The organism is Mesonia maritima (genome assembly GCF_042433895.1).
GTDB lineage: Bacteria > Bacteroidota > Bacteroidia > Flavobacteriales > Flavobacteriaceae > Mesonia > Mesonia maritima.
On sequence record NZ_JBHLUA010000005.1, the window covers coordinates 38359 to 57155 of the forward strand.

32 protein-coding genes are annotated in these 18797 nt (G+C 34.9%); all 32 read left to right on the forward strand.

Going from position 1 to position 18797, the window contains the following annotated elements:
• Positions 1–12: 12 nt before the first annotated feature.
• The 32 genes from rplC (at position 13) to ACFFGL_RS03570 (ending at position 18756) form a co-directional block, all read left to right on the forward strand.
• Complete coding sequence (gene rplC, locus ACFFGL_RS03415) at positions 13–627, forward strand: 50S ribosomal protein L3 (protein WP_309728672.1); 615 nt, start codon at positions 13–15, stop codon at positions 625–627.
• Positions 627–1256, forward strand: coding sequence for a 50S ribosomal protein L4 (gene rplD, locus ACFFGL_RS03420; protein WP_309728670.1), 630 nt, complete (start codon positions 627–629; stop codon positions 1254–1256). The genes rplC and rplD overlap by 1 nt, the downstream gene beginning before the upstream one ends.
• 5 nt (positions 1257–1261) lie before the next feature.
• Entirely contained in the window at positions 1262–1552 is a 291-nt protein-coding gene (rplW, locus tag ACFFGL_RS03425; RefSeq protein ID WP_309728668.1) for a 50S ribosomal protein L23, read from the forward strand.
• Positions 1553–1566: 14 nt separating this feature from the next.
• Positions 1567–2394 carry a 50S ribosomal protein L2 gene (gene rplB / locus ACFFGL_RS03430; RefSeq protein ID WP_309728666.1) on the forward strand — a complete coding sequence of 276 codons (828 nt, stop codon included), beginning with the start codon at positions 1567–1569 and terminating at the stop codon, positions 2392–2394.
• 7 nt (positions 2395–2401) lie between these two features.
• Positions 2402–2680 carry a 30S ribosomal protein S19 gene (rpsS, locus tag ACFFGL_RS03435; protein WP_111127716.1) on the forward strand — a complete coding sequence of 93 codons (279 nt, stop codon included), beginning with the start codon at positions 2402–2404 and terminating at the stop codon, positions 2678–2680.
• Positions 2681–2688: 8 nt separating this feature from the next.
• On the forward strand, positions 2689–3096 hold the full coding sequence (gene rplV, locus ACFFGL_RS03440; RefSeq protein ID WP_309728663.1) for a 50S ribosomal protein L22: 408 nt from the start codon (positions 2689–2691) through the stop codon (positions 3094–3096).
• A gap of 8 nt (positions 3097–3104) precedes the next feature.
• Complete coding sequence (gene rpsC / locus ACFFGL_RS03445; protein ID WP_309728661.1) at positions 3105–3824, forward strand: 30S ribosomal protein S3; 720 nt, start codon at positions 3105–3107, stop codon at positions 3822–3824.
• An 18-nt stretch (positions 3825–3842) separates the two neighbouring features.
• Positions 3843–4262 (forward strand): 50S ribosomal protein L16, encoded by a 420-nt coding sequence (rplP, locus tag ACFFGL_RS03450; protein ID WP_309728659.1) that lies wholly within the window; start codon positions 3843–3845, stop codon positions 4260–4262.
• 11 nt (positions 4263–4273) lie between these two features.
• Entirely contained in the window at positions 4274–4465 is a 192-nt protein-coding gene (rpmC, locus tag ACFFGL_RS03455) for a 50S ribosomal protein L29 (RefSeq protein WP_309728657.1), read from the forward strand.
• Positions 4466–4480: 15 nt separating this feature from the next.
• Positions 4481–4738, forward strand: a complete 258-nt coding sequence (gene rpsQ / locus ACFFGL_RS03460) for a 30S ribosomal protein S17 (protein WP_309728655.1) — start codon at positions 4481–4483, stop codon at positions 4736–4738.
• Between the two features lie 2 nt (positions 4739–4740).
• A complete protein-coding gene (gene rplN, locus ACFFGL_RS03465) occupies positions 4741–5109 on the forward strand; it encodes a 50S ribosomal protein L14 (protein ID WP_121667792.1) in 369 nt (122 codons plus the stop codon).
• Positions 5110–5120: 11 nt separating this feature from the next.
• Positions 5121–5432, forward strand: a complete 312-nt coding sequence (gene rplX, locus ACFFGL_RS03470; RefSeq protein ID WP_309728651.1) for a 50S ribosomal protein L24 — start codon at positions 5121–5123, stop codon at positions 5430–5432.
• A 2-nt stretch (positions 5433–5434) separates the two neighbouring features.
• Positions 5435–5986 (forward strand): 50S ribosomal protein L5, encoded by a 552-nt coding sequence (gene rplE / locus ACFFGL_RS03475; RefSeq protein WP_309728649.1) that lies wholly within the window; start codon positions 5435–5437, stop codon positions 5984–5986.
• Between the two features lie 2 nt (positions 5987–5988).
• Entirely contained in the window at positions 5989–6258 is a 270-nt protein-coding gene (gene rpsN / locus ACFFGL_RS03480; protein WP_309728647.1) for a 30S ribosomal protein S14, read from the forward strand.
• Between the two features lie 54 nt (positions 6259–6312).
• On the forward strand, positions 6313–6711 hold the full coding sequence (gene rpsH / locus ACFFGL_RS03485; protein WP_309728645.1) for a 30S ribosomal protein S8: 399 nt from the start codon (positions 6313–6315) through the stop codon (positions 6709–6711).
• A 19-nt stretch (positions 6712–6730) separates the two neighbouring features.
• Positions 6731–7273, forward strand: a complete 543-nt coding sequence (rplF, locus tag ACFFGL_RS03490; protein WP_309728643.1) for a 50S ribosomal protein L6 — start codon at positions 6731–6733, stop codon at positions 7271–7273.
• Positions 7274–7285: 12 nt separating this feature from the next.
• A complete protein-coding gene (gene rplR, locus ACFFGL_RS03495) occupies positions 7286–7639 on the forward strand; it encodes a 50S ribosomal protein L18 (protein WP_309728641.1) in 354 nt (117 codons plus the stop codon).
• A 6-nt stretch (positions 7640–7645) separates the two neighbouring features.
• A complete protein-coding gene (gene rpsE, locus ACFFGL_RS03500; RefSeq protein WP_309728639.1) occupies positions 7646–8170 on the forward strand; it encodes a 30S ribosomal protein S5 in 525 nt (174 codons plus the stop codon).
• Between the two features lie 14 nt (positions 8171–8184).
• Positions 8185–8367 carry a 50S ribosomal protein L30 gene (gene rpmD / locus ACFFGL_RS03505; protein WP_309728637.1) on the forward strand — a complete coding sequence of 61 codons (183 nt, stop codon included), beginning with the start codon at positions 8185–8187 and terminating at the stop codon, positions 8365–8367.
• 8 nt (positions 8368–8375) lie between these two features.
• Complete coding sequence (gene rplO, locus ACFFGL_RS03510) at positions 8376–8828, forward strand: 50S ribosomal protein L15 (RefSeq protein ID WP_309728635.1); 453 nt, start codon at positions 8376–8378, stop codon at positions 8826–8828.
• A 10-nt stretch (positions 8829–8838) separates the two neighbouring features.
• Positions 8839–10176 (forward strand): preprotein translocase subunit SecY, encoded by a 1338-nt coding sequence (gene secY / locus ACFFGL_RS03515; protein WP_309728633.1) that lies wholly within the window; start codon positions 8839–8841, stop codon positions 10174–10176.
• Between the two features lie 2 nt (positions 10177–10178).
• Positions 10179–10394, forward strand: coding sequence for a translation initiation factor IF-1 (gene infA, locus ACFFGL_RS03520; protein ID WP_014031991.1), 216 nt, complete (start codon positions 10179–10181; stop codon positions 10392–10394).
• 118 nt (positions 10395–10512) lie between these two features.
• A complete protein-coding gene (ykgO, locus tag ACFFGL_RS03525; protein WP_013305171.1) occupies positions 10513–10629 on the forward strand; it encodes a type B 50S ribosomal protein L36 in 117 nt (38 codons plus the stop codon).
• 2 nt (positions 10630–10631) lie between these two features.
• Positions 10632–11006, forward strand: a complete 375-nt coding sequence (gene rpsM, locus ACFFGL_RS03530) for a 30S ribosomal protein S13 (protein ID WP_309728556.1) — start codon at positions 10632–10634, stop codon at positions 11004–11006.
• Positions 11007–11015: 9 nt separating this feature from the next.
• Positions 11016–11399, forward strand: a complete 384-nt coding sequence (gene rpsK, locus ACFFGL_RS03535; protein ID WP_309728554.1) for a 30S ribosomal protein S11 — start codon at positions 11016–11018, stop codon at positions 11397–11399.
• A gap of 89 nt (positions 11400–11488) precedes the next feature.
• On the forward strand, positions 11489–12094 hold the full coding sequence (gene rpsD, locus ACFFGL_RS03540; RefSeq protein ID WP_309728553.1) for a 30S ribosomal protein S4: 606 nt from the start codon (positions 11489–11491) through the stop codon (positions 12092–12094).
• Between the two features lie 22 nt (positions 12095–12116).
• A complete protein-coding gene (locus tag ACFFGL_RS03545; RefSeq protein WP_309728551.1) occupies positions 12117–13109 on the forward strand; it encodes a DNA-directed RNA polymerase subunit alpha in 993 nt (330 codons plus the stop codon).
• A 59-nt stretch (positions 13110–13168) separates the two neighbouring features.
• Complete coding sequence (gene rplQ, locus ACFFGL_RS03550; RefSeq protein ID WP_309728549.1) at positions 13169–13672, forward strand: 50S ribosomal protein L17; 504 nt, start codon at positions 13169–13171, stop codon at positions 13670–13672.
• Between the two features lie 94 nt (positions 13673–13766).
• A complete protein-coding gene (carA, locus tag ACFFGL_RS03555; RefSeq protein WP_309728547.1) occupies positions 13767–14879 on the forward strand; it encodes a glutamine-hydrolyzing carbamoyl-phosphate synthase small subunit in 1113 nt (370 codons plus the stop codon).
• Positions 14880–14990: 111 nt separating this feature from the next.
• On the forward strand, positions 14991–16277 hold the full coding sequence (eno, locus tag ACFFGL_RS03560) for a phosphopyruvate hydratase (RefSeq protein WP_309728545.1): 1287 nt from the start codon (positions 14991–14993) through the stop codon (positions 16275–16277).
• Between the two features lie 202 nt (positions 16278–16479).
• The gene (locus tag ACFFGL_RS03565; protein WP_309728542.1) at positions 16480–17766 is read left to right on the forward strand and encodes a citrate synthase; all 1287 of its coding nucleotides are present in this window, start codon (positions 16480–16482) and stop codon (positions 17764–17766) included.
• Positions 17767–17841: 75 nt separating this feature from the next.
• Positions 17842–18756 (forward strand): dimethylarginine dimethylaminohydrolase family protein, encoded by a 915-nt coding sequence (locus ACFFGL_RS03570; protein ID WP_309728540.1) that lies wholly within the window; start codon positions 17842–17844, stop codon positions 18754–18756.
• The last annotated feature ends 41 nt before the right edge of the window (positions 18757–18797 follow it).

The window sequence follows — 18797 nt, forward strand, 5'->3', positions numbered from 1 at the left end:
TAATTAATAAATATGTCTGGGTTAATAGGAAAAAAAATAGGTATGACCAGCATTTTTGACGAGAACGGAAAAAACATTCCTTGTACCGTTATTCAAGCTGGGCCATGCGTAATTACCCAAGTCAGAACCAACGAGGTTGACGGGTATGAAGCACTTCAACTTGGTTTCGATGACAAAACAGACAAAAGTACTGTAAATGCTGCTAAAGGTCACTTTAAGAAAGCTGGTACTGCTGCCAAACGTAAAGTTGTCGAATTTCAAGGTTTTGATGGGGATCACAAATTAGGTGATGAAATTACAGTAGAACATTTTGCTGAAGGTGAATTTGTCGATGTATCGGGAACATCTAAAGGAAAAGGTTTTCAAGGTGTTGTTAAAAGACACGGTTTTAGAGGTTCTTCTAAAACACACGGTCAACAAAGCATGTTGAGAGCTCCTGGTTCTGTGGGTGCTGCCTCATATCCTGCGCGTATATTTAAAGGTATGCGTATGGCAGGTCAAATGGGCGGAGAGAAAGTGAAAGTACAAAATCTAAAAGTGTTAAAGGTAGTAGCAGATAAAAATCTACTTGTGGTGAAAGGATGTGTTCCAGGTCACAAAAACGCTTACGTAACTATACAGAAGTAATGAAAGTAGCAGTATTAGATATTAAAGGAAAAGAAACAGGAAGAAAGGCAGACCTTTCTGATGCTGTTTTTGGAATAGAACCTAATGATCACGCTGTTTACCTTGATGTGAAACAGTACCTTGCCAATCAACGTCAAGGAACTCACAAAGCAAAAGAGCGTGCTGAAATAAAAGGTAGTACTAGAAAGATTAAAAAACAAAAAGGAACCGGTACCGCGAGAGCTGGTAGTATTAAATCTCCAATCTTCAAAGGTGGAGGTCGTGTTTTTGGACCACGTCCAAGAAATTACGGTTTCAAATTAAATAAAAATCTTAAACGTTTAGCGAGAAAATCAGCTTTAAGTCAAAAGGCTAAAGATAACGCTATCGTTGTTGTTGAAGATTTTAATTTTGATACTCCTAAAACAAAAAACTTCATTGATGTTTTAAAAGGTTTAGGTATTGAAAGTAAAAAATCATTAATCGTGTTGGGTGAGTCAAATAAAAATGTATATTTGTCATCACGCAATTTAAAGACCTCAGAAGTCATAACTAATTCAGAATTAAGTACTTACAAAATACTTAACGCTAAAAATGTTGTTCTTTTGGAAGGTGCTTTAGAAGGAATTGAATCGAATTTGAGTAAATAAGCATTATGAGTATCTTAAGAAAACCTATTATTACGGAAAAAGCTACCAATGACAGTGAAATAAATAATCGTTTTGCATTTGTAGTAGATAATAAGGCGAACAAGATTGAAATAAAAGACGCAGTTGAGTCTGCTTATGGTGTTTCAGTTGAAAAAGTTCGTACAATGAATGTCCGTCCAAATCGCAAGAGTCGTTATACGAAAACTGGGATTGTTACTGGTAAAACAAACGCTTATAAAAAAGCAATTGTACAGGTGGCGGAAGGAGAAACTATAGATTTATATACTAATCTTTAAGAGAAGAAGTAGAAATGTCGGTTAGAAAATTAAAACCAATTACTCCTGGTCAGCGATTTAGAGTTGTGAATGGGTATGACGCTATTACAACTGATAAGCCGGAGAAGAGTTTACTCGCTCCGAAAAAAAGATCTGGAGGTAGAAACAGTCAAGGAAAAATGACCATGCGCTATTTAGGTGGAGGTCATAAGAAACGTTACCGTGTTATCGATTTTAAACGTGATAAGCAAGGTGTTCCTGGAACCGTAGCTTCAATAGAGTACGATCCAAACAGAACAGCTTTCATTGCGTTATTGAATTATCAGGATGGAGAAAAGCGTTACGTGATTGCTCAAAATGGGCTTCAGGTAGGGCAGAATCTTGTATCTGGTAAGTCAGATATTGCAACAGAAATTGGTAATGCAATGCCATTATCTCAAATTCCATTAGGAACAGTGGTTTCTTGTGTTGAATTGCGTCCTGGTCAAGGAGCGGTTATGGCAAGAAGTGCTGGAGCTTTTGCTCAATTAATGGCAAGAGAAGGAAAATACGCTACAATTAAATTACCATCGGGGGAAACTCGTATGATTTTAGCTGAATGTATGGCGACTATTGGTGCTGTTTCTAACAGTGATCATCAGTTAATGATTTCAGGTAAGGCGGGTAGAAAACGTTGGTTAGGTAGAAGACCTAGAACTAGACCAGTAGTTATGAACCCTGTTGATCACCCAATGGGTGGTGGAGAAGGTCGTGCTTCTGGAGGTCATCCAAGATCAAGAAAAGGTCTTCCTGCAAAAGGTTTCAGAACTCGTTCTAAAACCAAATCGAGTAATAAGTATATTGTAGAACGTAGAAAGAAATAATTAAGATATGGCACGTTCATTAAAAAAAGGACCTTACGTTCACTATAAATTAGAGAAAAAAGTTGCTCAGAATGTTGAGTCTGGAAAGAAGTCTGTAATCAAAACTTGGTCACGAGCTTCTATGATAACTCCAGATTTTGTTGGGCAAACAATCGGTGTTCATAACGGGAAACAATTTGTTCCTGTATATGTAACCGAGAACATGGTGGGTCATAAATTAGGAGAATTTTCACCAACAAGATCTTTTAGAGGTCACGCTGGTGCAAAAAATAAAGGTAAAAAATAATTGAAGCTATGGGAGTTCGTAAAAGAGAAAGAGCAGAGCAAATAAAAGAGGCTAAAAAGCAAATAGCTTTTGCAAAGCTAAATAACTGCCCTACTTCACCAAGAAAAATGCGTTTAGTCGCAGATTTGGTAAGAGGTGAAGGTGTAGAGAAAGCGCTTCAAATTTTAAAATTCAGCTCTAAAGAAGCATCGGGTAGATTAGAAAAGTTGTTGCTTTCAGCAATTGCTAACTGGCAAATGAAAAATGAAGATGCTAGTGTTGAAGAAGCTGAGCTGTTTATTAAAGAAATTCGTGTGGATGGTGGAAGTATGTTAAAAAGACTTCGTCCTGCTCCACAAGGAAGAGCACATAGAATTAGAAAAAGATCTAACCATGTTACATTGGTGTTAGATTCTAAAAACAATACACAAAGCTAAGTAGGAGTATGGGACAAAAAACAAATCCAATCGGAAACAGACTTGGTATCATTAAAGGATGGGAATCTAACTGGTACGGAGGAGATGATTACGGTAATAAACTTGCCGAAGATGATAAGATTAGAAAGTATATCCATGCACGTCTTTCAAAAGCTAGTGTATCTAGAGTAATCATTGAGCGTACGCTTAAACTTGTAACCGTTACTATCACCACCGCTCGTCCGGGCATTATTATTGGTAAAGGCGGCCAGGAGGTAGACAAGTTAAAAGAAGAGCTTAAAAAGATTACAGGTAAGGAAGTTCAGGTTAATATTTTTGAAATTAAAAGACCTGAATTAGACGCTCATCTAGTGGCAGCGAGTGTTGCAAGACAAATAGAAAATCGTATTTCTTATCGTCGTGCAATTAAAATGGCTATTGCTGCTGCAATGCGAATGAACGCAGAAGGAATAAAAATTCAGATTTCAGGCCGTTTAAATGGTGCTGAGATGGCGCGTTCAGAAGGATATAAAGATGGGAGAATTCCATTATCAACCTTTAGAGCCGATATTGATTACGCTTTAGTTGAAGCTCATACTACTTATGGTAGATTGGGTGTTAAAGTGTGGATCATGAAAGGTGAGGTGTACGGAAAAAGAGAGCTTTCTCCGCTTGTTGGTTTATCTAAAAAGCAAGGAGGAAAATCTGGATCTGGACGAGGTGGTAACAAATCACGTCGTAGAAAGTAATTTTTTAAAGAAAAAGAAATGTTACAGCCTAAAAGAACAAAATACCGTAAGCAGCAAAAAGGCCGTATGAAAGGAAACGCTCAAAGAGGGCATAGACTTTCAAACGGAACGTTCGGGATCAAATCGTTAGATTCTAGTTTTGTTACTGCAAGACAAATAGAAGCAGCACGTATTGCTGCAACTCGTTATATGAAAAGGGAAGGTTCACTTTGGATTAAAATTTTCCCAGACAAGCCAATTACTAAAAAACCTCTTGAGGTTCGTATGGGTAAAGGTAAAGGTAACGTAGAATATTGGGCAGCAGTAGTGAAACCAGGAAGAATCCTTTTTGAATTAGGAGGTGTGTCGTTGGCAACAGCAAAAGAAGCTTTACGCCTTGCAGCACAAAAACTTCCTGTGAGAACTAAATTTATTGTAGCTAGGGATTATCAAGAATAATTTTTGAAATTATGAAACAATCAGAAATAGAAAAATTATCGGTAGCTGAATTGCAAGAAGAAATTGCTAAAACAAAGCAAACTTACACAGATTTAAAGATGGCTCATGCAATTACGCCTTTAGATAATCCTGCGCAGTTAAGAACTGTAAGAAGGACTAATGCGCGATTAGCAACAGAACTGACAAAAAGAGAATTAGAATAATTCTGCTGAAGTAAGATGGAAAAAAGAAACTTAAGAAAAGAACGTATAGGTGTTGTTACTAGTAACAGAATGGAGAAATCTATTGTTGTTTCTGAAGTAAAGAAAATGAAACACCCTATGTATGGAAAATTCGTTTTGAAAACGAAAAAATACGTAGCACACGACGAGAAAAATGACTGCAACGAAGGGGATACTGTAAAGATCATGGAAACACGACCTTTAAGTAAAACTAAAAGTTGGAGATTAGTAGAAATAATTGAAAGAGCGAAGTAATTATGGTACAACAAGAGTCTAGATTAAGAGTAGCAGACAATACCGGCGCTAAAGAAGTTTTAGCAATTCGTGTATTAGGAGGTACAAAAAAGAGATACGCTTCTGTTGGAGACAAAATTGTTGTCAGCGTAAAAGAAGCTACACCTAATGGGAACATTAAAAAAGGTGCAGTTTCAACAGCAGTTGTTGTTCGTACCAAAAAAGAAGTACGCAGACCAGACGGTTCGTACATCCGTTTCGATGATAACGCTTGTGTTCTGTTGAACCCAACCGGAGAAATGAGAGGTACACGTGTATTTGGTCCTGTAGCAAGAGAACTTCGTGATAAACAATTTATGAAGATTGTATCATTAGCACCAGAAGTGCTTTAATACAGATTAAGATGGCAAAGCTTAAAATAAAATCAGGAGATACTGTTAAAGTAATAGCTGGAGATCATAAAGGTCAAGAAGGCAAAGTTCAAACAGTATTAATTGAAAAGAATAAAGCAATTGTGGAAGGTGTAAATATGATCTCTAAACATGAGAAACCAAGTGCATCTAATCCACAGGGAGGAATAGCGAAGAAAGAAGCTCCAATTCATATCTCAAACTTATCTTTAGTTGATAAAGATGGAAACACAACTCGTGTTGGGTATAAAATGGAAGGCGATAAAAAAGTGAGATTTTCTAAAAAATCTAATGAAGTAATTTAGTTATGAGTTACGTACCAAGACTTAAACAAGAGTATAAAGACAAGGTCATTTCAGCTCTTACAGAAGAATTTAGCTACGAAAATAAAATGGAGGTTCCGAAACTTACTAAGATAGTTCTTAGTAGAGGTGTTGGGGCTGCAGTAGCTGATAAAAAACTTATTGACCACGCTGTAGAAGAATTATCTACAATTACTGGTCAAAAAGCGGTATCAACTATATCTAAAAAAGATGTTGCTTCATTTAAATTACGTAAAGGAATGCCAATTGGTGCAAAAGTTACTCTTCGCGGAGAACGTATGTACGAATTTTTAGACCGTTTAATTACAGCGGCACTTCCTAGAGTACGTGATTTTAATGGAATTAACGCTACAGGTTTTGATGGAAGAGGAAATTATAATTTAGGGGTAACAGAACAAATTATTTTCCCAGAAATCAATATCGATAGAGTGAACAGAATTAACGGGATGGATATTACATTTGTTACTACCGCTAATACTGATAAGGAAGCAAAATCATTGTTAACTGAACTAGGATTACCTTTTAAAAAGAATTAATTATGGCTAAAGAATCAATGAAAGCCCGTGAGGTAAAAAGACAAAAATTGGTAGACAAGTATGCTGAAAAGAGAAAAGCTTTAAAAGAAGCTGGAGACTATGAAGCATTACAAAAATTACCAAAAAATTCTTCTCCGGTTCGTTTACACAATCGTTGTAAATTAACAGGTAGACCTAAAGGGTATATGAGACAATTTGGAATTTCTCGTGTAATGTTCAGAGAGATGGCAAATAAAGGATTAATCCCTGGAGTTAAAAAAGCCAGTTGGTAAATTATAAATAGGTTGAAGGTTCATTATGAAAACCACAACCATAAATTAAGATAGATGAATACAGATCCTATTGCAGATTATTTAACAAGAATTAGAAATGCGGTAGCAGCAAATCACAGAGTGGTGGAAGTTCCTGCTTCTAATTTGAAGAAACAAATTACAAAGATATTATTCGATCAAGGATACATTCTTAGTTACAAATTTGAAGATGAGACCGCTCAAGGTAGCATTAAAATAGCTCTTAAGTATGATAAAGAAACTAAAGAGTCTGTAATTAAAGAAATTCAACGAATAAGTAAACCTGGTTTACGTAAATACGCAGGTGCAGAAGAATTACCACGAATTCTTAACGGTTTAGGAGTTGCTATTGTTTCTACTTCTCACGGAGTAATGACAGATAAGCAAGCTCGTAAAGAAAAAGTTGGTGGTGAAGTACTTTGCTACGTTTACTAATACTTAAAAGACGAAAACAATGTCAAGAATAGGTAAAAGTCCCGTAACCATTCCAGAAGGCGTTAATGTAAGCGTTAAAGATGGAATCGTAACGGTTAAAGGAAAATTAGGAGAGCTAACACAAGAGTTCAGCGATATCGATATTCAAGTTGAAGACGATACTATAGTATTAGAAAGACCTTCAGAAAAAAAGGCTTTTAAAGCTAAGCATGGGTTATATAGAGCTTTAATTAACAATATGATTCAAGGTGTATCTCAAGGATATACAAAACAACTTGAATTAGTAGGTGTTGGTTACAGAGCGACAAACCAAGGGCAGAAATTAGATTTAGCAATTGGTTATTCTCATAACATTGTGGTAGATTTGGCTCCTGAAGTTAAGGTAGAAACCATAAGTGAGAAAGGTAAAAACCCAGTCGTTAAATTAACTTCTCACGATAAGCAATTAGTAGGACAAGTTGCTGCGAAAATTCGAGGCTTCCGTAAACCTGAACCTTACAAAGGAAAAGGAATCAAGTTTGTAGGAGAGCAATTACGAAGAAAAGCAGGTAAATCAGCTTAATAAAGTGTAGTTATGGCATTTTCAAAAGTAAAAAGAAGAAATAAAATTAGAAGAAGAATCCGTAAGGATCTTACCGGTACCTCAGAAAGACCTAGATTATCTGTATTTAGAAGTAATAAAGAAATTTATGCTCAAATTATAGATGATGTTGAAGGAAAAACATTGGTAGCTGCTTCTTCTAGAGATAAAGGCATTAGCGCAGAAGGAACAAAATCTGATGTTGCTACAGCCGTTGGGAAATTAATTGCTGAAAAAGCAACGCAAAATGGTATCAATACAATAACTTTCGATAGAGGTGGGTATTTATATCACGGTAGAGTTAAATCATTAGCAGAAGGTGCTCGCGAAGGAGGACTTAAATTCTAAAAAGATATGTATCAAGATTATAAAAACGTAGAACGTGTAAAGCCGAGTGGCTTAGACTTAAAAGATCGTTTAGTTGGAGTACAACGTGTAACTAAAGTTACAAAAGGTGGTAGAGCTTTTGGATTTTCTGCTATTGTAGTTGTAGGAGATGAAAATGGTGTTGTAGGTCAAGGTTTAGGTAAATCTAAAGAAGTTGCAGAGGCTATTGCAAAAGCAGTAGAAGACGCAAAGAAGAATTTAGTTCGTATTCCTTTACATAAAGGAACGTTGCCTCACGAGCAAAAAGGTAAATTTGGAGGAGCAAGAGTATTGTTAATACCTGCTTCAACTGGTACTGGAGTAATTGCTGGTGGTGCTATTCGTTCAGTATTAGAATCTGTTGGAGTACATGACGTATTGTCTAAAAACCAAGGATCTTCTAACCCTCACAACGTAGTGAAAGCAACTTTCGATGCTCTTCTTCAATTGCGTAGTGCAGATACTGTTGCTAAGCAAAGAGGTATTTCATTAGATAAGGTTTTTAACGGATAATAATTCAAGGAAACATGGGAAAGATAAAAGTAACTAAAGTAAGAAGTGCGATTAATCGTACTAAAAACCAAAAGCTTACTCTAGAAGCATTAGGATTGAGAAAAATAGGGCAAAGCGTTGAGCATAACGATACCCCTAATATCCTTGGAATGGTAAACAAAGTGAAACATTTAGTTTCTGTAGAAGAAACAAAATAAGATAAGCAATGGAATTATATAACTTAAAACCTGCAGAAGGTTCAGTACGAGGAAACAGTAAGCGCATTGGGCGTGGAGAAGGATCTGGAAAAGGTGGAACTTCTACTCGTGGACATAAAGGTGCTAAATCTCGTTCAGGTTACTCTAAGAAAATCGGTTTTGAAGGAGGTCAAATGCCACTTCAAAGACGAGTTCCTAAATTCGGTTTTAATAATATCAACCGTAAAGAATATCAAGGTATTAATTTAGATACTCTTCAGCAATTAGCTGATAATGGTAAAATAAAAGATACTGTAGATTTCGATACATTGGTAGAAAATCGTTTAGCTAGAAAAAATGAGCTTGTTAAAATTTTAGGAAGAGGAGAACTTAAAACAAAATTAAAGGTATCTGCTCATAAATTTACTGCCTCTGCTAAAGAAGCTATTGAGGCTGCAGGAGGAGAAGCAGTAACCTTATAATGAAATTAGCATGAAATTTATTGAAACAATAAAAAACATTTGGAAGATAGAAGAGCTCAAAAATCGTATTTTAGTTACGCTTGGGCTCTTATTAGTGTATAGATTTGGAACTCAAATTGTACTTCCCGGTATTGATGCAGCGCAATTAGCTGATTTATCAACTCAAACCGATGGTGGTCTTTTAGGTTTACTTAATGCATTTACAGGAGGAGCTTTTGCAAACGCATCTATATTTGCATTAGGAATTATGCCATACATTTCTGCATCGATTGTGGTGCAATTAATGGGTATTGCGGTTCCTTATCTTCAAAAACTTCAAAAAGAGGGAGAAAGCGGAAGAAAGAAAATTAATCAAATCACACGTTGGTTAACTATTGCGATTACCTTGGTTCAAGGACCAGGTTATATTTATAATTTATTTTCAACTTTACCGCAAAGCGCATTTTTAATGGGCGATTCTCTGTCGTTTATTGTTTCATCTGTAATCATTTTAACTACAGGTACTATATTTGCTATGTGGTTAGGTGAACGTATTACAGATAAAGGTATTGGTAATGGTATCTCACTTTTAATTATGGTTGGGATTATCGCTACTTTACCACAAGCATTTTTACAAGAATGGGTTTCAAGAGTGTCAGAATCTAACGGAGGAATGATCATGATTCTTATCGAACTTGTAATTTGGTTTGCTATTATTTTTGGTTCAGTAATGCTTGTAATGGCGGTTCGTCAAATTCCTGTTCAGTATGCAAGAAGAAATGCAGCTGGAGGTTATGAAAAAAATATTTTTGGTGGCGCTCGACAGTTTATTCCTTTAAAGCTTAATGCATCAGGAGTAATGCCTATTATTTTCGCGCAAGCAATAATGTTTATTCCTGCCGCTTTAGCTGGTCTTTCAGATTCTGAAACAGCTCAAGGAATTGCAGGGGCTTTTAATAATATATTCGGCTTTTGGTATAACCTTGTTTTCGCATTATTAATTATCATATTCACTTATTTTTATACTGCGATTACGGTTCCTACAAATAAAATGGCCGATGATTTAAAACGTAGCGGAGGTTTTATACCAGGAATTAGACCAGGAACAGAAACAGCTGAATATTTAGATAGAATTATGTCTCAAATAACTTTACCAGGTTCTGTTTTCTTAGCTTTAATTGCAATATTTCCGGCTATTATTGTATCTATTGGAGTTCAGCAAGGTTGGGCGTTATTCTTTGGAGGAACCTCATTATTAATTATGGTAGGTGTAGCGATCGATACAATGCAACAAGTCAATTCATATTTATTGAATAGACATTACGACGGATTAATGAAAACTGGTAGAAATCGAAAAGCAGTAGCTTAATTATGGCAAAACAACCCGCGATAGAACAAGACGGAACGATAATCGAAGCATTATCTAACGCAATGTTTAGAGTAGAATTAGAAAATGGTCACGTGGTGACAGCACATATTTCTGGTAAAATGCGTATGCACTATATTAAACTTTTACCAGGAGATAAAGTGAAATTAGAAATGAGTCCTTACGATTTAACAAAGGCTCGAATTACATATAGATACTAATAAATCATTAAAATGTAGTTATTTAGAATTTTTTCATTACTTTTGCAATCCGAAAAAATTTAAAAAAAACTGCTAACGTACATAAATACGTTACATTTTATTAGAAAAAATTATAAAGATGAAAGTAAGAGCATCAGTAAAAAAACGAAGCGCCGACTGCAAAATTGTACGCAGAAAAGGTAGACTTTACGTTATTAACAAAAAGAATCCTAGATTTAAACAAAGACAAGGCTAATTATGGCAAGAATTGCAGGTGTTGATATACCAAAACAAAAGCGAGGAGTTATAGCATTGACCTATATCTTCGGAATTGGCAAAAGCAGGGCTCAAGAAATCCTTAAAAATGCCAAAGTAGATGAAAGTACAAAGGTTTCTGATTGGACAGACGATGAGATTGGTAGAATCCGTGAAGCTGTAGGTAATTACACAATCGAAGGAGAGCTTCGTTCTGAAGTTCAATTAAGCATTAAGCGTTTAATGGATATTGGTTGTTACCGAGGAATTCGTCATAGAACAGGACTTCCATTAAGAGGTCAACGTACTAAGAATAACTCTAGAACGCGTAAAGGAAGAAGAAAAACAGTTGCTAACAAGAAGAAAGCAACTAAATAATAAGTAATTATGGCAAAATCGACAACAAAAAAACGTAAAGTAAACGTTGATTCTTTTGGAGAAGCGCATATTACTGCTTCTTTCAACAATATCATTGTTTGTTTGACAAATAAAAATGGAGATGTTATTTCTTGGTCTTCAGCCGGGAAGATGGGCTTTAGAGGAAGTAAAAAGAACACTCCTTACGCTGCTCAATTAGCTGCGGAAGATGCTACAAAAGTAGCGCAAGAAGCAGGGTTGAGAAAAGTAAAAGTCTTTGTGAAAGGACCTGGAAATGGTAGAGAATCTGCAATTCGATCTATCCACAATGGTGGTGTTGAAGTAACAGAAATTATCGATATCACTCCAATTCCACACAACGGATGTCGTCCTCCGAAAAGACGAAGAGTATAAGTAAACGTATAAACTAAAAGGTATTACGATTATCGAAGGATTAATAAATTAGACCTTAATTCATAATCACCTTTTAAAAATTAAATTAAATGGCAAGATATACTGGTCCAAAAACTAAAATAGCCCGTAAATTCGGTGAAGCTATTTTTGGAGACGATAAGTCTTTTGAAAAAAGAAATTATCCTCCTGGTCAACACGGAAACAATAGAAGAAGAGGTAAAAAATCTGAATACGCTGTTCAGCTTATGGAAAAGCAGAAAGCTAAATATACTTATGGTATTTTAGAGCGTCAATTCAGAAACATGTTTAAGAAAGCAACCCGTGCTCAAGGAATTACCGGTGAGGTTTTACTACAATTATGTGAATCTCGTTTAGATAATGTAGCTTTTAGAATGGGATTATCTCCTTCTAGAAGAGGAGCGAGACAATTAGTTTCTCATAGACATATTACTGTAAATGGAGAAATTGTAAATATTCCATCTTACCAGTTAAAAGAAGGAGATGTTGTTGGAGTAAGAGAAAAATCAAAATCATTAACGGCAATTCAAAGTTCTTTAGAGAATGCCAATAGTGTATACGAATGGATTACTTGGAATAACGATAAAAAAGAAGGAACTTTTGTAAGCACTCCTTCTAGAATTCAAATTCCAGAAAACATAAACGAACAATTTATCGTCGAATTATATTCGAAATAATTTTAACAGACAGACTCACAATATGGCAATACTTAATTTTCAGAAGCCCGATAAAGTTATCATGATCGATTCAACAGAGTTTGAAGGGAAATTTGAATTCCGCCCTTTAGAACCTGGTTATGGATTGACTGTTGGTAACGCTTTGCGAAGAGTTCTGTTGTCTTCTTTAGAAGGATTTGCGATTACATCCGTTAGAATCGAAGGTGTAGATCACGAATTTTCTACCATCGCTGGCGTAGTTGAAGATGTAACAGAGATTATTTTGAACCTCAAGCAAGTTCGATTTAAAAGACAAATTGAAGAAGTAGATAACGAAACCGTTACCGCTTCATTGTCTGGTAAAGAACAAATAACAGCTGGAGATTTACAAAAGTTTATTTCAGGTTTCCAAGTACTAAATCCAGATTTAGTACTTTGCAACTTAGAAAAAAGTGTAAATTTTAATATGGAACTTACTATTGACAAAGGTCGTGGTTATGTTCCTGCTGAAGAAAACAAAAAATCTAATGCTGCTTTAGGTACTATCTTTACAGATTCTATTTACACACCAATAAAAAATGTAAAGTATAGTATAGAAAACTTTCGTGTAGAGCAGAAAACCGATTATGAAAAATTAGTTTTCGAAATCATTACCGATGGTTCTATACATCCTAAAGACGCTTTAACTGAAGCAGCAAAAATATTGATTCACCACTTTATGTTATTCTCTGATGAAAGAATAACATTAGAGGCAGATGAAATTGCACAAACAGAAACTTATGATGAAGAATCTCTTCACATGAGACAATTATTGAAAACTAAATTAGTCGATTTAGATCTTTCAGTAAGAGCATTAAACTGTTTAAAAGCTGCAGAAGTAGATACTTTAGGAGACTTAGTATCGTATAATAAAAACGACTTGATGAAGTTCCGTAACTTCGGAAAAAAATCTTTAACTGAACTAGAAGAATTAGTAAACGTTAAAGGATTAAATTTCGGAATGGATCTTTCAAAATACAAATTAGATAAAGATTAATTCATCATATTTTGCTCCCCGAAAGGGTTCGGAAGCAAGATGATGTTAAATAAAAAGTCATGAGACACGGAAAGAAATTTAATCATTTAAGTAGAAAGACTGCGCATAGAAAAGCAATGCTTGCTAACATGTCAGCTTCTTTAATTCAACATAAACGTATTAATACTACACTTGCTAAAGCAAAAGCTTTAAAGCAATTTGTAGAACCTCTAGTAACAAAATCTAAAGTAGATACCACACATAACAGAAGACTAGTTTTTTCTAAACTTCGTGATAAATATGCTGTGAGTGAACTTTTTAGAGAAGTAGCTCCAAAAGTAGGAGATCGTCCAGGAGGTTACACACGTATTATTAAATTAGGAAACAGACTTGGAGATAACGCAGAGATGGCACTTATTGAATTAGTAGATTTCAACGAAATTTATAATACTGATTCTACGAAGAAAAAATCTACGCGTCGTAGCCGAAGAGGTGGAAAAAAGAGTAAATCTGAATCTACCGCTACAGCTAATGAAACTTCTACAGAAACTAAAGAAGAAAAATCATCAAAAGATGATGAATAGAATAAATTTTCTTATTGAATAATTTTGTAAAAAAAGGATAAGCTTTTAAAGTTTATCCTTTTTTTTTAATTTATCGTATAATTTTACATCTACCATGAAATATAACGTTCGAAAAAAAGCAATTCTATTACTAGAAGATGGAACTATTTTCCACGGAAAAGTTGTTGGTAACCAAGAAGGAACTTCTTTTGGAGAAGTTTGTTTTAATACCGGAATGACCGGTTACCAAGAAATATTTACCGATCCTTCCTATTATGGTCAATTAATGATTACGACCAATGCACACATCGGAAATTACGGTACATTTAGTGAAGAAATAGAATCCGACAATATTAAAATTGCAGGTTTAATCTGTAAGAATTTCAGTTATAATTATTCAAGAGTTAAATCAGATCTTTCGTTAGAAGAATTTCTTAAAAAATATAATCTCTTAGCTATTTCTGATGTAGACACACGCGCATTGGTTTCATATATTAGAAAAAATGGAGCAATGAATGCAGCTATTTCAACGAAAGTTGATGATATTGAAGGACTGAAGAAAGAATTAGCTTTAATCCCTGATATGGCAGGACTTGAGTTAGCTTCAAAAGTTTCCACGAAAGAACCTTATTTCTTTGGTGATGAAAACGCGAAGTATAAAATTGCAGCCTTAGATATTGGAATTAAAACCAATATTTTAAGAAATTTAGCAAAACGCGATTGCTCCATAAAAGTGTTTCCTTATAATGCTACTTATGAGCAAATGAGTGAATTTAATCCAGATGGTTATTTCTTGTCAAATGGTCCTGGAGATCCGGAACCTTTAACGGAAGCAATTCAATTAGCAAAAAAAATAATTGAAGAAGATAAACCCTTATTCGGAATCTGTTTAGGACATCAAATTATTGCTTTAGCCAACGGAATTTCTACTTATAAAATGCACCACGGTCACCGAGGAATTAATCACCCGATTAAAAATTTGCTAACTGGAAGAGGAGAAATTACTTCTCAAAATCATGGTTTTGCTGTGAGTAGAGAAAATCTGGAAAACAATAAAGAAGTTGAAATAACACACACGCATTTAAACGATCATACGGTTGCAGGATTACGAATGAAAAATAAAAACTGTTTTTCTGTTCAGTATCACCCCGAAGCAAGTCCGGGGCCGCACGATGCCAGTTATCTATTCGATGATTTTATTCAGAATATAGAGAAAACAAAATCTTAAAATTCCTAACCCTTGATTAACTTCAAGGGTTTTTAAATTTAAACTAACAAGCAAGCGCAAACTATAATTCAGTTAATTTGTATCTTGCGATCCATTTAATATACCAAAATTATGAGTTTAATCATAGATATTCACGCACGACAAATTTTTGATTCAAGAGGAAATCCAACAGTAGAAGTTGATGTTATTACAGAAAATGGTTTTCTAGGAAGAGCGGCAGTTCCTTCAGGAGCTTCAACCGGAGAACACGAGGCAGTAGAATTACGCGATGGCGGAAATGCCTATATGGGAAAAGGCGTAAAAAAAGCTGTAGAAAATGTAAACAGTATTATTGCTGAAAAATTATTAGGCCATTCCGTTTTTGAACAGGAAAGTATTGATAACTTAATGTTAGAACTGGATGGAACTCCAAATAAATCTAATTTAGGAGCAAATGCTATTTTAGGAGTTTCCTTAGCAGTAGCAAAAGCGGCAGCAGGTGAATTAAATTTACCACTTTACAGATATATTGGTGGCGTAAGTGCAAAAACGTTACCTGTTCCTATGATGAATATTATCAACGGCGGTTCACATTCTGATGCACCAATCGCTTTTCAAGAATTTATGATAATGCCGGTAAAAGCTGAAAGTTTTTCCGAAGCATTGCAAATGGGAAGCGAAATTTTTCATTATCTAAAAAAGGTATTAAAAAAACGAAATTTAAGCACTGCTGTGGGAGATGAAGGCGGTTTTGCACCTACATTAAACGGAACTGAAGATGCGCTCGATTCTATAAAATTAGCCGTAGAAGAAGCTGGTTATAAATTCGGAAAAGAAATTATGATTGCTTTAGATTGTGCCGCCGCAGAATTCTATAAAGATGGAAAATATGATTATTCCATTTTTGAAGGAGAACAAGGAAAAATTAGAAACAGTCAAGAACAAGCAGATTATTTAGCTGAACTTGCCGATAATTACCCCATCATTTCTATTGAAGATGGAATGGACGAAAACGATTGGGACGGTTGGCAATATTTAACTGAAAAATTAGGACGCAAAGTTCAATTAGTCGGCGACGATTTATTTGTAACCAATGTAGAACGTCTTCAAAAAGGAATCAAAAATAAAGTTGCCAATTCAATTTTAATTAAAGTAAACCAAATCGGGACACTTTCTGAAACAATCGCGGCAGTAAATATGGCTCACAATGCGGGTTATACTTCTGTAATGTCACATCGTTCTGGAGAAACTGAAGATAATACGATTGCAGATTTAGCGGTTGCCTTAAATACAGGTCAAATTAAAACCGGTTCAGCTTCCAGAAGTGATCGTATGGCAAAATACAATCAATTATTACGTATTGAAGAACAATTAGGTGATATTGCTTATTATCCGCAACGTGATGCGTTCAAAATATAAATAGAATATATTTTTAAATTTTAAAAAGCACAACTTCGGTTTGTGCTTTTTTTATATCATAAATTTTTTTAATGGTTTTATTAGAAAACCTTAACGTTAATCGGGGCTTTCTGCTGAAATTTCAACAGCTTGTTAACTTCAATTTAACAGTAATTTTTGTAAATTAGCGACACTTAAAAAAATTAAAACTCAAAATATACACATGTCAAAAAGCGCTACTATAGAAATTGACGGGAAAAAATATGAATTTCCTGTCGTAGAAGGAACAGAGAAAGAAATTGCAATCGATATCAAAAAGCTTCGCGGAGAATCTGGAGGTTTAATTACACTAGATCCCGGTTTTAAGAATACCGGTTCTTGTGAAAGTGCGATTACCTTTTTAAATGGTGAAGAAGGAATTCTTCGTTATAGAGGTTATGCAATTGAAGATTTAGCTGAAAAAGCAAGTTTTTTAGAAGTAGCATATTTATTAATTTTCGGTGAACTACCAACCCAACAACAGCTAGATAAATTATATGCTGATATTAAAAAAGAATCTCATGTAGATGAAGAGATGAAGAAGATCCTAGACGGTTTTCCAAAATCTGCTCACCCAATGGGAGTTCTTTCTTCTTTAACAAGTGCATTAATCGCTTTTAATCCAAGCGCTGTAAATGTAGATTCTGAAGAAGATATGTACAACGCAATTATTAAGTTACTGGCTAAATTCCCGGTTCTTGTTGCTTGGACACTTCGAAAAAGAAACGGTCAACCATTAGATTATGGTGATAGTTCTCTTACTTATGTAGATAACATCTTAAAAATGATGTTTAAAAAACCTTCTGAAAACTATGAGGTAAATAAAGTAGTATCAGAAGCTTTAAATAAATTATTAATTCTTCACGCGGATCACGAGCAAAATTGTTCTACCTCTACGGTAAGAATAGTTGGTTCTTCTCACGCAGGATTATTTGCTTCTATTTCTGCCGGTATTTCTGCACTTTGGGGTCCACTTCACGGTGGTGCAAATCAAGCGGTGATTGAAATGTTGGAAGGAATTAAACAAGATGGTGGCGATACAAAAAAATACATGCAAAAAGCGAAAGACAAGGAAGATCCGTTCCGCTTAATGGGCTTCGGTCACCGTGTGTACAAAAATTTCGATCCACGAGCTAAAATCATTAAAAAATCAGCAGATGATGTTTTAAATAGCCTTGGTATTGAAGATCCAGTATTAGATATCGCAAAAGGATTAGAGAAAGAAGCTTTAGAAGACAGCTACTTTGTAGATAGAAAATTATATCCAAACGTAGATTTCTACTCTGGAATAATTTACAGAGCTTTAGGCATTCCTACTGAAATGTTTACTGTAATGTTCGCTTTAGGAAGATTACCAGGGTGGATCGCACAATGGAGAGAAATGCGTTTACGTAAAGAACCAATTGGACGTCCTCGTCAGGTTTACATTGGAGAAAACCATAGAGAATTTAAAGACATTAATAATAGATAATTTTATTCATTATCAATCTATAAAAAAGCTTCATAGAGATATGAAGCTTTTTTATATTTGCAAAAAAATAAACAAATGCTTTCACTTCATATAAACAACGAAACTTCACGCTTAAAAGCTGTGATTTTAGGTATTGCGAGAGAGATTGGCGAACAACCTGAATTAGAAGATGCGTACGACCCTAAGTCTGCAGAACATATAAAAGCTGGAACTTATCCAGAGGAAAAAGATATGGTTAAAGAGATGAAGGCGGTGGAAGAGGTTTTAAAAAAATATGATGTAGAAGTCTATCGTCCAAAAGTGATTGAAGAATACAATCAGATTTTTACGCGAGATATCGGTTTTGTGATTGAAGATAAATTCATTAAAGCCAATATTTTACCCGATCGTGAACGTGAAATAGATGCAATTCAGCATGTAATCAATCAAGTGAAACAGGAAAATGTAGTGAAATTTCCAGACGAAGTTCACGTAGAAGGGGGCGATGTCATGCCGCATGGCGATTATATTTTCGTCGGAACATATCGCGGTGAAGACTATTCAAATTACATTACAGCGAGAACAAATACAAAAGCTGTTGAAGCTATACAAGAATTATTTCCGCATAAAAAAGTAAAATCTTTTAACCTAAGAAAAGATAATGACGACGCGAAAAACAACGCTTTGCATTTAGATTGTTGTTTTCAACCCGTTGGAAAAAATAAAGCCATTATTCATAAAAACGGATTTCTAGAGAAAGAGGAATATGAATGGTTGGTAAATTTCTTCGGAAAGGAAAACGTCTTCGAGATTACGAAGGAAGAAATGTATAATATGAACAGCAATGTTTTTTCAATTGCTGAAGATGTAGTAATTTCTGAGAAAAATTTTACACGTTTAAATACGTGGTTGCGTGAAAACGGAATTACTGTAGAAGAAGTTCCTTACGCTGAAATCGCTAAACAAGAAGGACTTTTACGTTGTTCAACGTTACCCTTAATTAGAGAATAAATTTTACTGGCTTTCTGCTGAAATTATTTCAGAATCACATC

Bases quoted from the DNA above. Each gene is read 5' to 3' on its own strand.
- rplC (WP_309728672.1), top strand. From the start codon at position 13: ATGTCTGGGTTAATAGGAAAAAAAATAGGTATGACCAGCATTTTTGAC.
- rplD (WP_309728670.1), top strand. From the start codon at position 627: ATGAAAGTAGCAGTATTAGATATTAAAGGAAAAGAAACAGGAAGAAAG.
- rplW (WP_309728668.1), top strand. From the start codon at position 1,262: ATGAGTATCTTAAGAAAACCTATTATTACGGAAAAAGCTACCAATGAC.
- rplB (WP_309728666.1), top strand. From the start codon at position 1,567: ATGTCGGTTAGAAAATTAAAACCAATTACTCCTGGTCAGCGATTTAGA.
- rpsS (WP_111127716.1), top strand. From the start codon at position 2,402: ATGGCACGTTCATTAAAAAAAGGACCTTACGTTCACTATAAATTAGAG.
- rplV (WP_309728663.1), top strand. From the start codon at position 2,689: ATGGGAGTTCGTAAAAGAGAAAGAGCAGAGCAAATAAAAGAGGCTAAA.
- rpsC (WP_309728661.1), top strand. From the start codon at position 3,105: ATGGGACAAAAAACAAATCCAATCGGAAACAGACTTGGTATCATTAAA.
- rplP (WP_309728659.1), top strand. From the start codon at position 3,843: ATGTTACAGCCTAAAAGAACAAAATACCGTAAGCAGCAAAAAGGCCGT.
- rpmC (WP_309728657.1), top strand. From the start codon at position 4,274: ATGAAACAATCAGAAATAGAAAAATTATCGGTAGCTGAATTGCAAGAA.
- rpsQ (WP_309728655.1), top strand. From the start codon at position 4,481: ATGGAAAAAAGAAACTTAAGAAAAGAACGTATAGGTGTTGTTACTAGT.
- rplN (WP_121667792.1), top strand. From the start codon at position 4,741: ATGGTACAACAAGAGTCTAGATTAAGAGTAGCAGACAATACCGGCGCT.
- rplX (WP_309728651.1), top strand. From the start codon at position 5,121: ATGGCAAAGCTTAAAATAAAATCAGGAGATACTGTTAAAGTAATAGCT.
- rplE (WP_309728649.1), top strand. From the start codon at position 5,435: ATGAGTTACGTACCAAGACTTAAACAAGAGTATAAAGACAAGGTCATT.
- rpsN (WP_309728647.1), top strand. From the start codon at position 5,989: ATGGCTAAAGAATCAATGAAAGCCCGTGAGGTAAAAAGACAAAAATTG.
- rpsH (WP_309728645.1), top strand. From the start codon at position 6,313: ATGAATACAGATCCTATTGCAGATTATTTAACAAGAATTAGAAATGCG.
- rplF (WP_309728643.1), top strand. From the start codon at position 6,731: ATGTCAAGAATAGGTAAAAGTCCCGTAACCATTCCAGAAGGCGTTAAT.
- rplR (WP_309728641.1), top strand. From the start codon at position 7,286: ATGGCATTTTCAAAAGTAAAAAGAAGAAATAAAATTAGAAGAAGAATC.
- rpsE (WP_309728639.1), top strand. From the start codon at position 7,646: ATGTATCAAGATTATAAAAACGTAGAACGTGTAAAGCCGAGTGGCTTA.
- rpmD (WP_309728637.1), top strand. From the start codon at position 8,185: ATGGGAAAGATAAAAGTAACTAAAGTAAGAAGTGCGATTAATCGTACT.
- rplO (WP_309728635.1), top strand. From the start codon at position 8,376: ATGGAATTATATAACTTAAAACCTGCAGAAGGTTCAGTACGAGGAAAC.
- secY (WP_309728633.1), top strand. From the start codon at position 8,839: ATGAAATTTATTGAAACAATAAAAAACATTTGGAAGATAGAAGAGCTC.
- infA (WP_014031991.1), top strand. From the start codon at position 10,179: ATGGCAAAACAACCCGCGATAGAACAAGACGGAACGATAATCGAAGCA.
- ykgO (WP_013305171.1), top strand. From the start codon at position 10,513: ATGAAAGTAAGAGCATCAGTAAAAAAACGAAGCGCCGACTGCAAAATT.
- rpsM (WP_309728556.1), top strand. From the start codon at position 10,632: ATGGCAAGAATTGCAGGTGTTGATATACCAAAACAAAAGCGAGGAGTT.
- rpsK (WP_309728554.1), top strand. From the start codon at position 11,016: ATGGCAAAATCGACAACAAAAAAACGTAAAGTAAACGTTGATTCTTTT.
- rpsD (WP_309728553.1), top strand. From the start codon at position 11,489: ATGGCAAGATATACTGGTCCAAAAACTAAAATAGCCCGTAAATTCGGT.
- ACFFGL_RS03545 (WP_309728551.1), top strand. From the start codon at position 12,117: ATGGCAATACTTAATTTTCAGAAGCCCGATAAAGTTATCATGATCGAT.
- rplQ (WP_309728549.1), top strand. From the start codon at position 13,169: ATGAGACACGGAAAGAAATTTAATCATTTAAGTAGAAAGACTGCGCAT.
- carA (WP_309728547.1), top strand. From the start codon at position 13,767: ATGAAATATAACGTTCGAAAAAAAGCAATTCTATTACTAGAAGATGGA.
- eno (WP_309728545.1), top strand. From the start codon at position 14,991: ATGAGTTTAATCATAGATATTCACGCACGACAAATTTTTGATTCAAGA.
- ACFFGL_RS03565 (WP_309728542.1), top strand. From the start codon at position 16,480: ATGTCAAAAAGCGCTACTATAGAAATTGACGGGAAAAAATATGAATTT.
- ACFFGL_RS03570 (WP_309728540.1), top strand. From the start codon at position 17,842: ATGCTTTCACTTCATATAAACAACGAAACTTCACGCTTAAAAGCTGTG.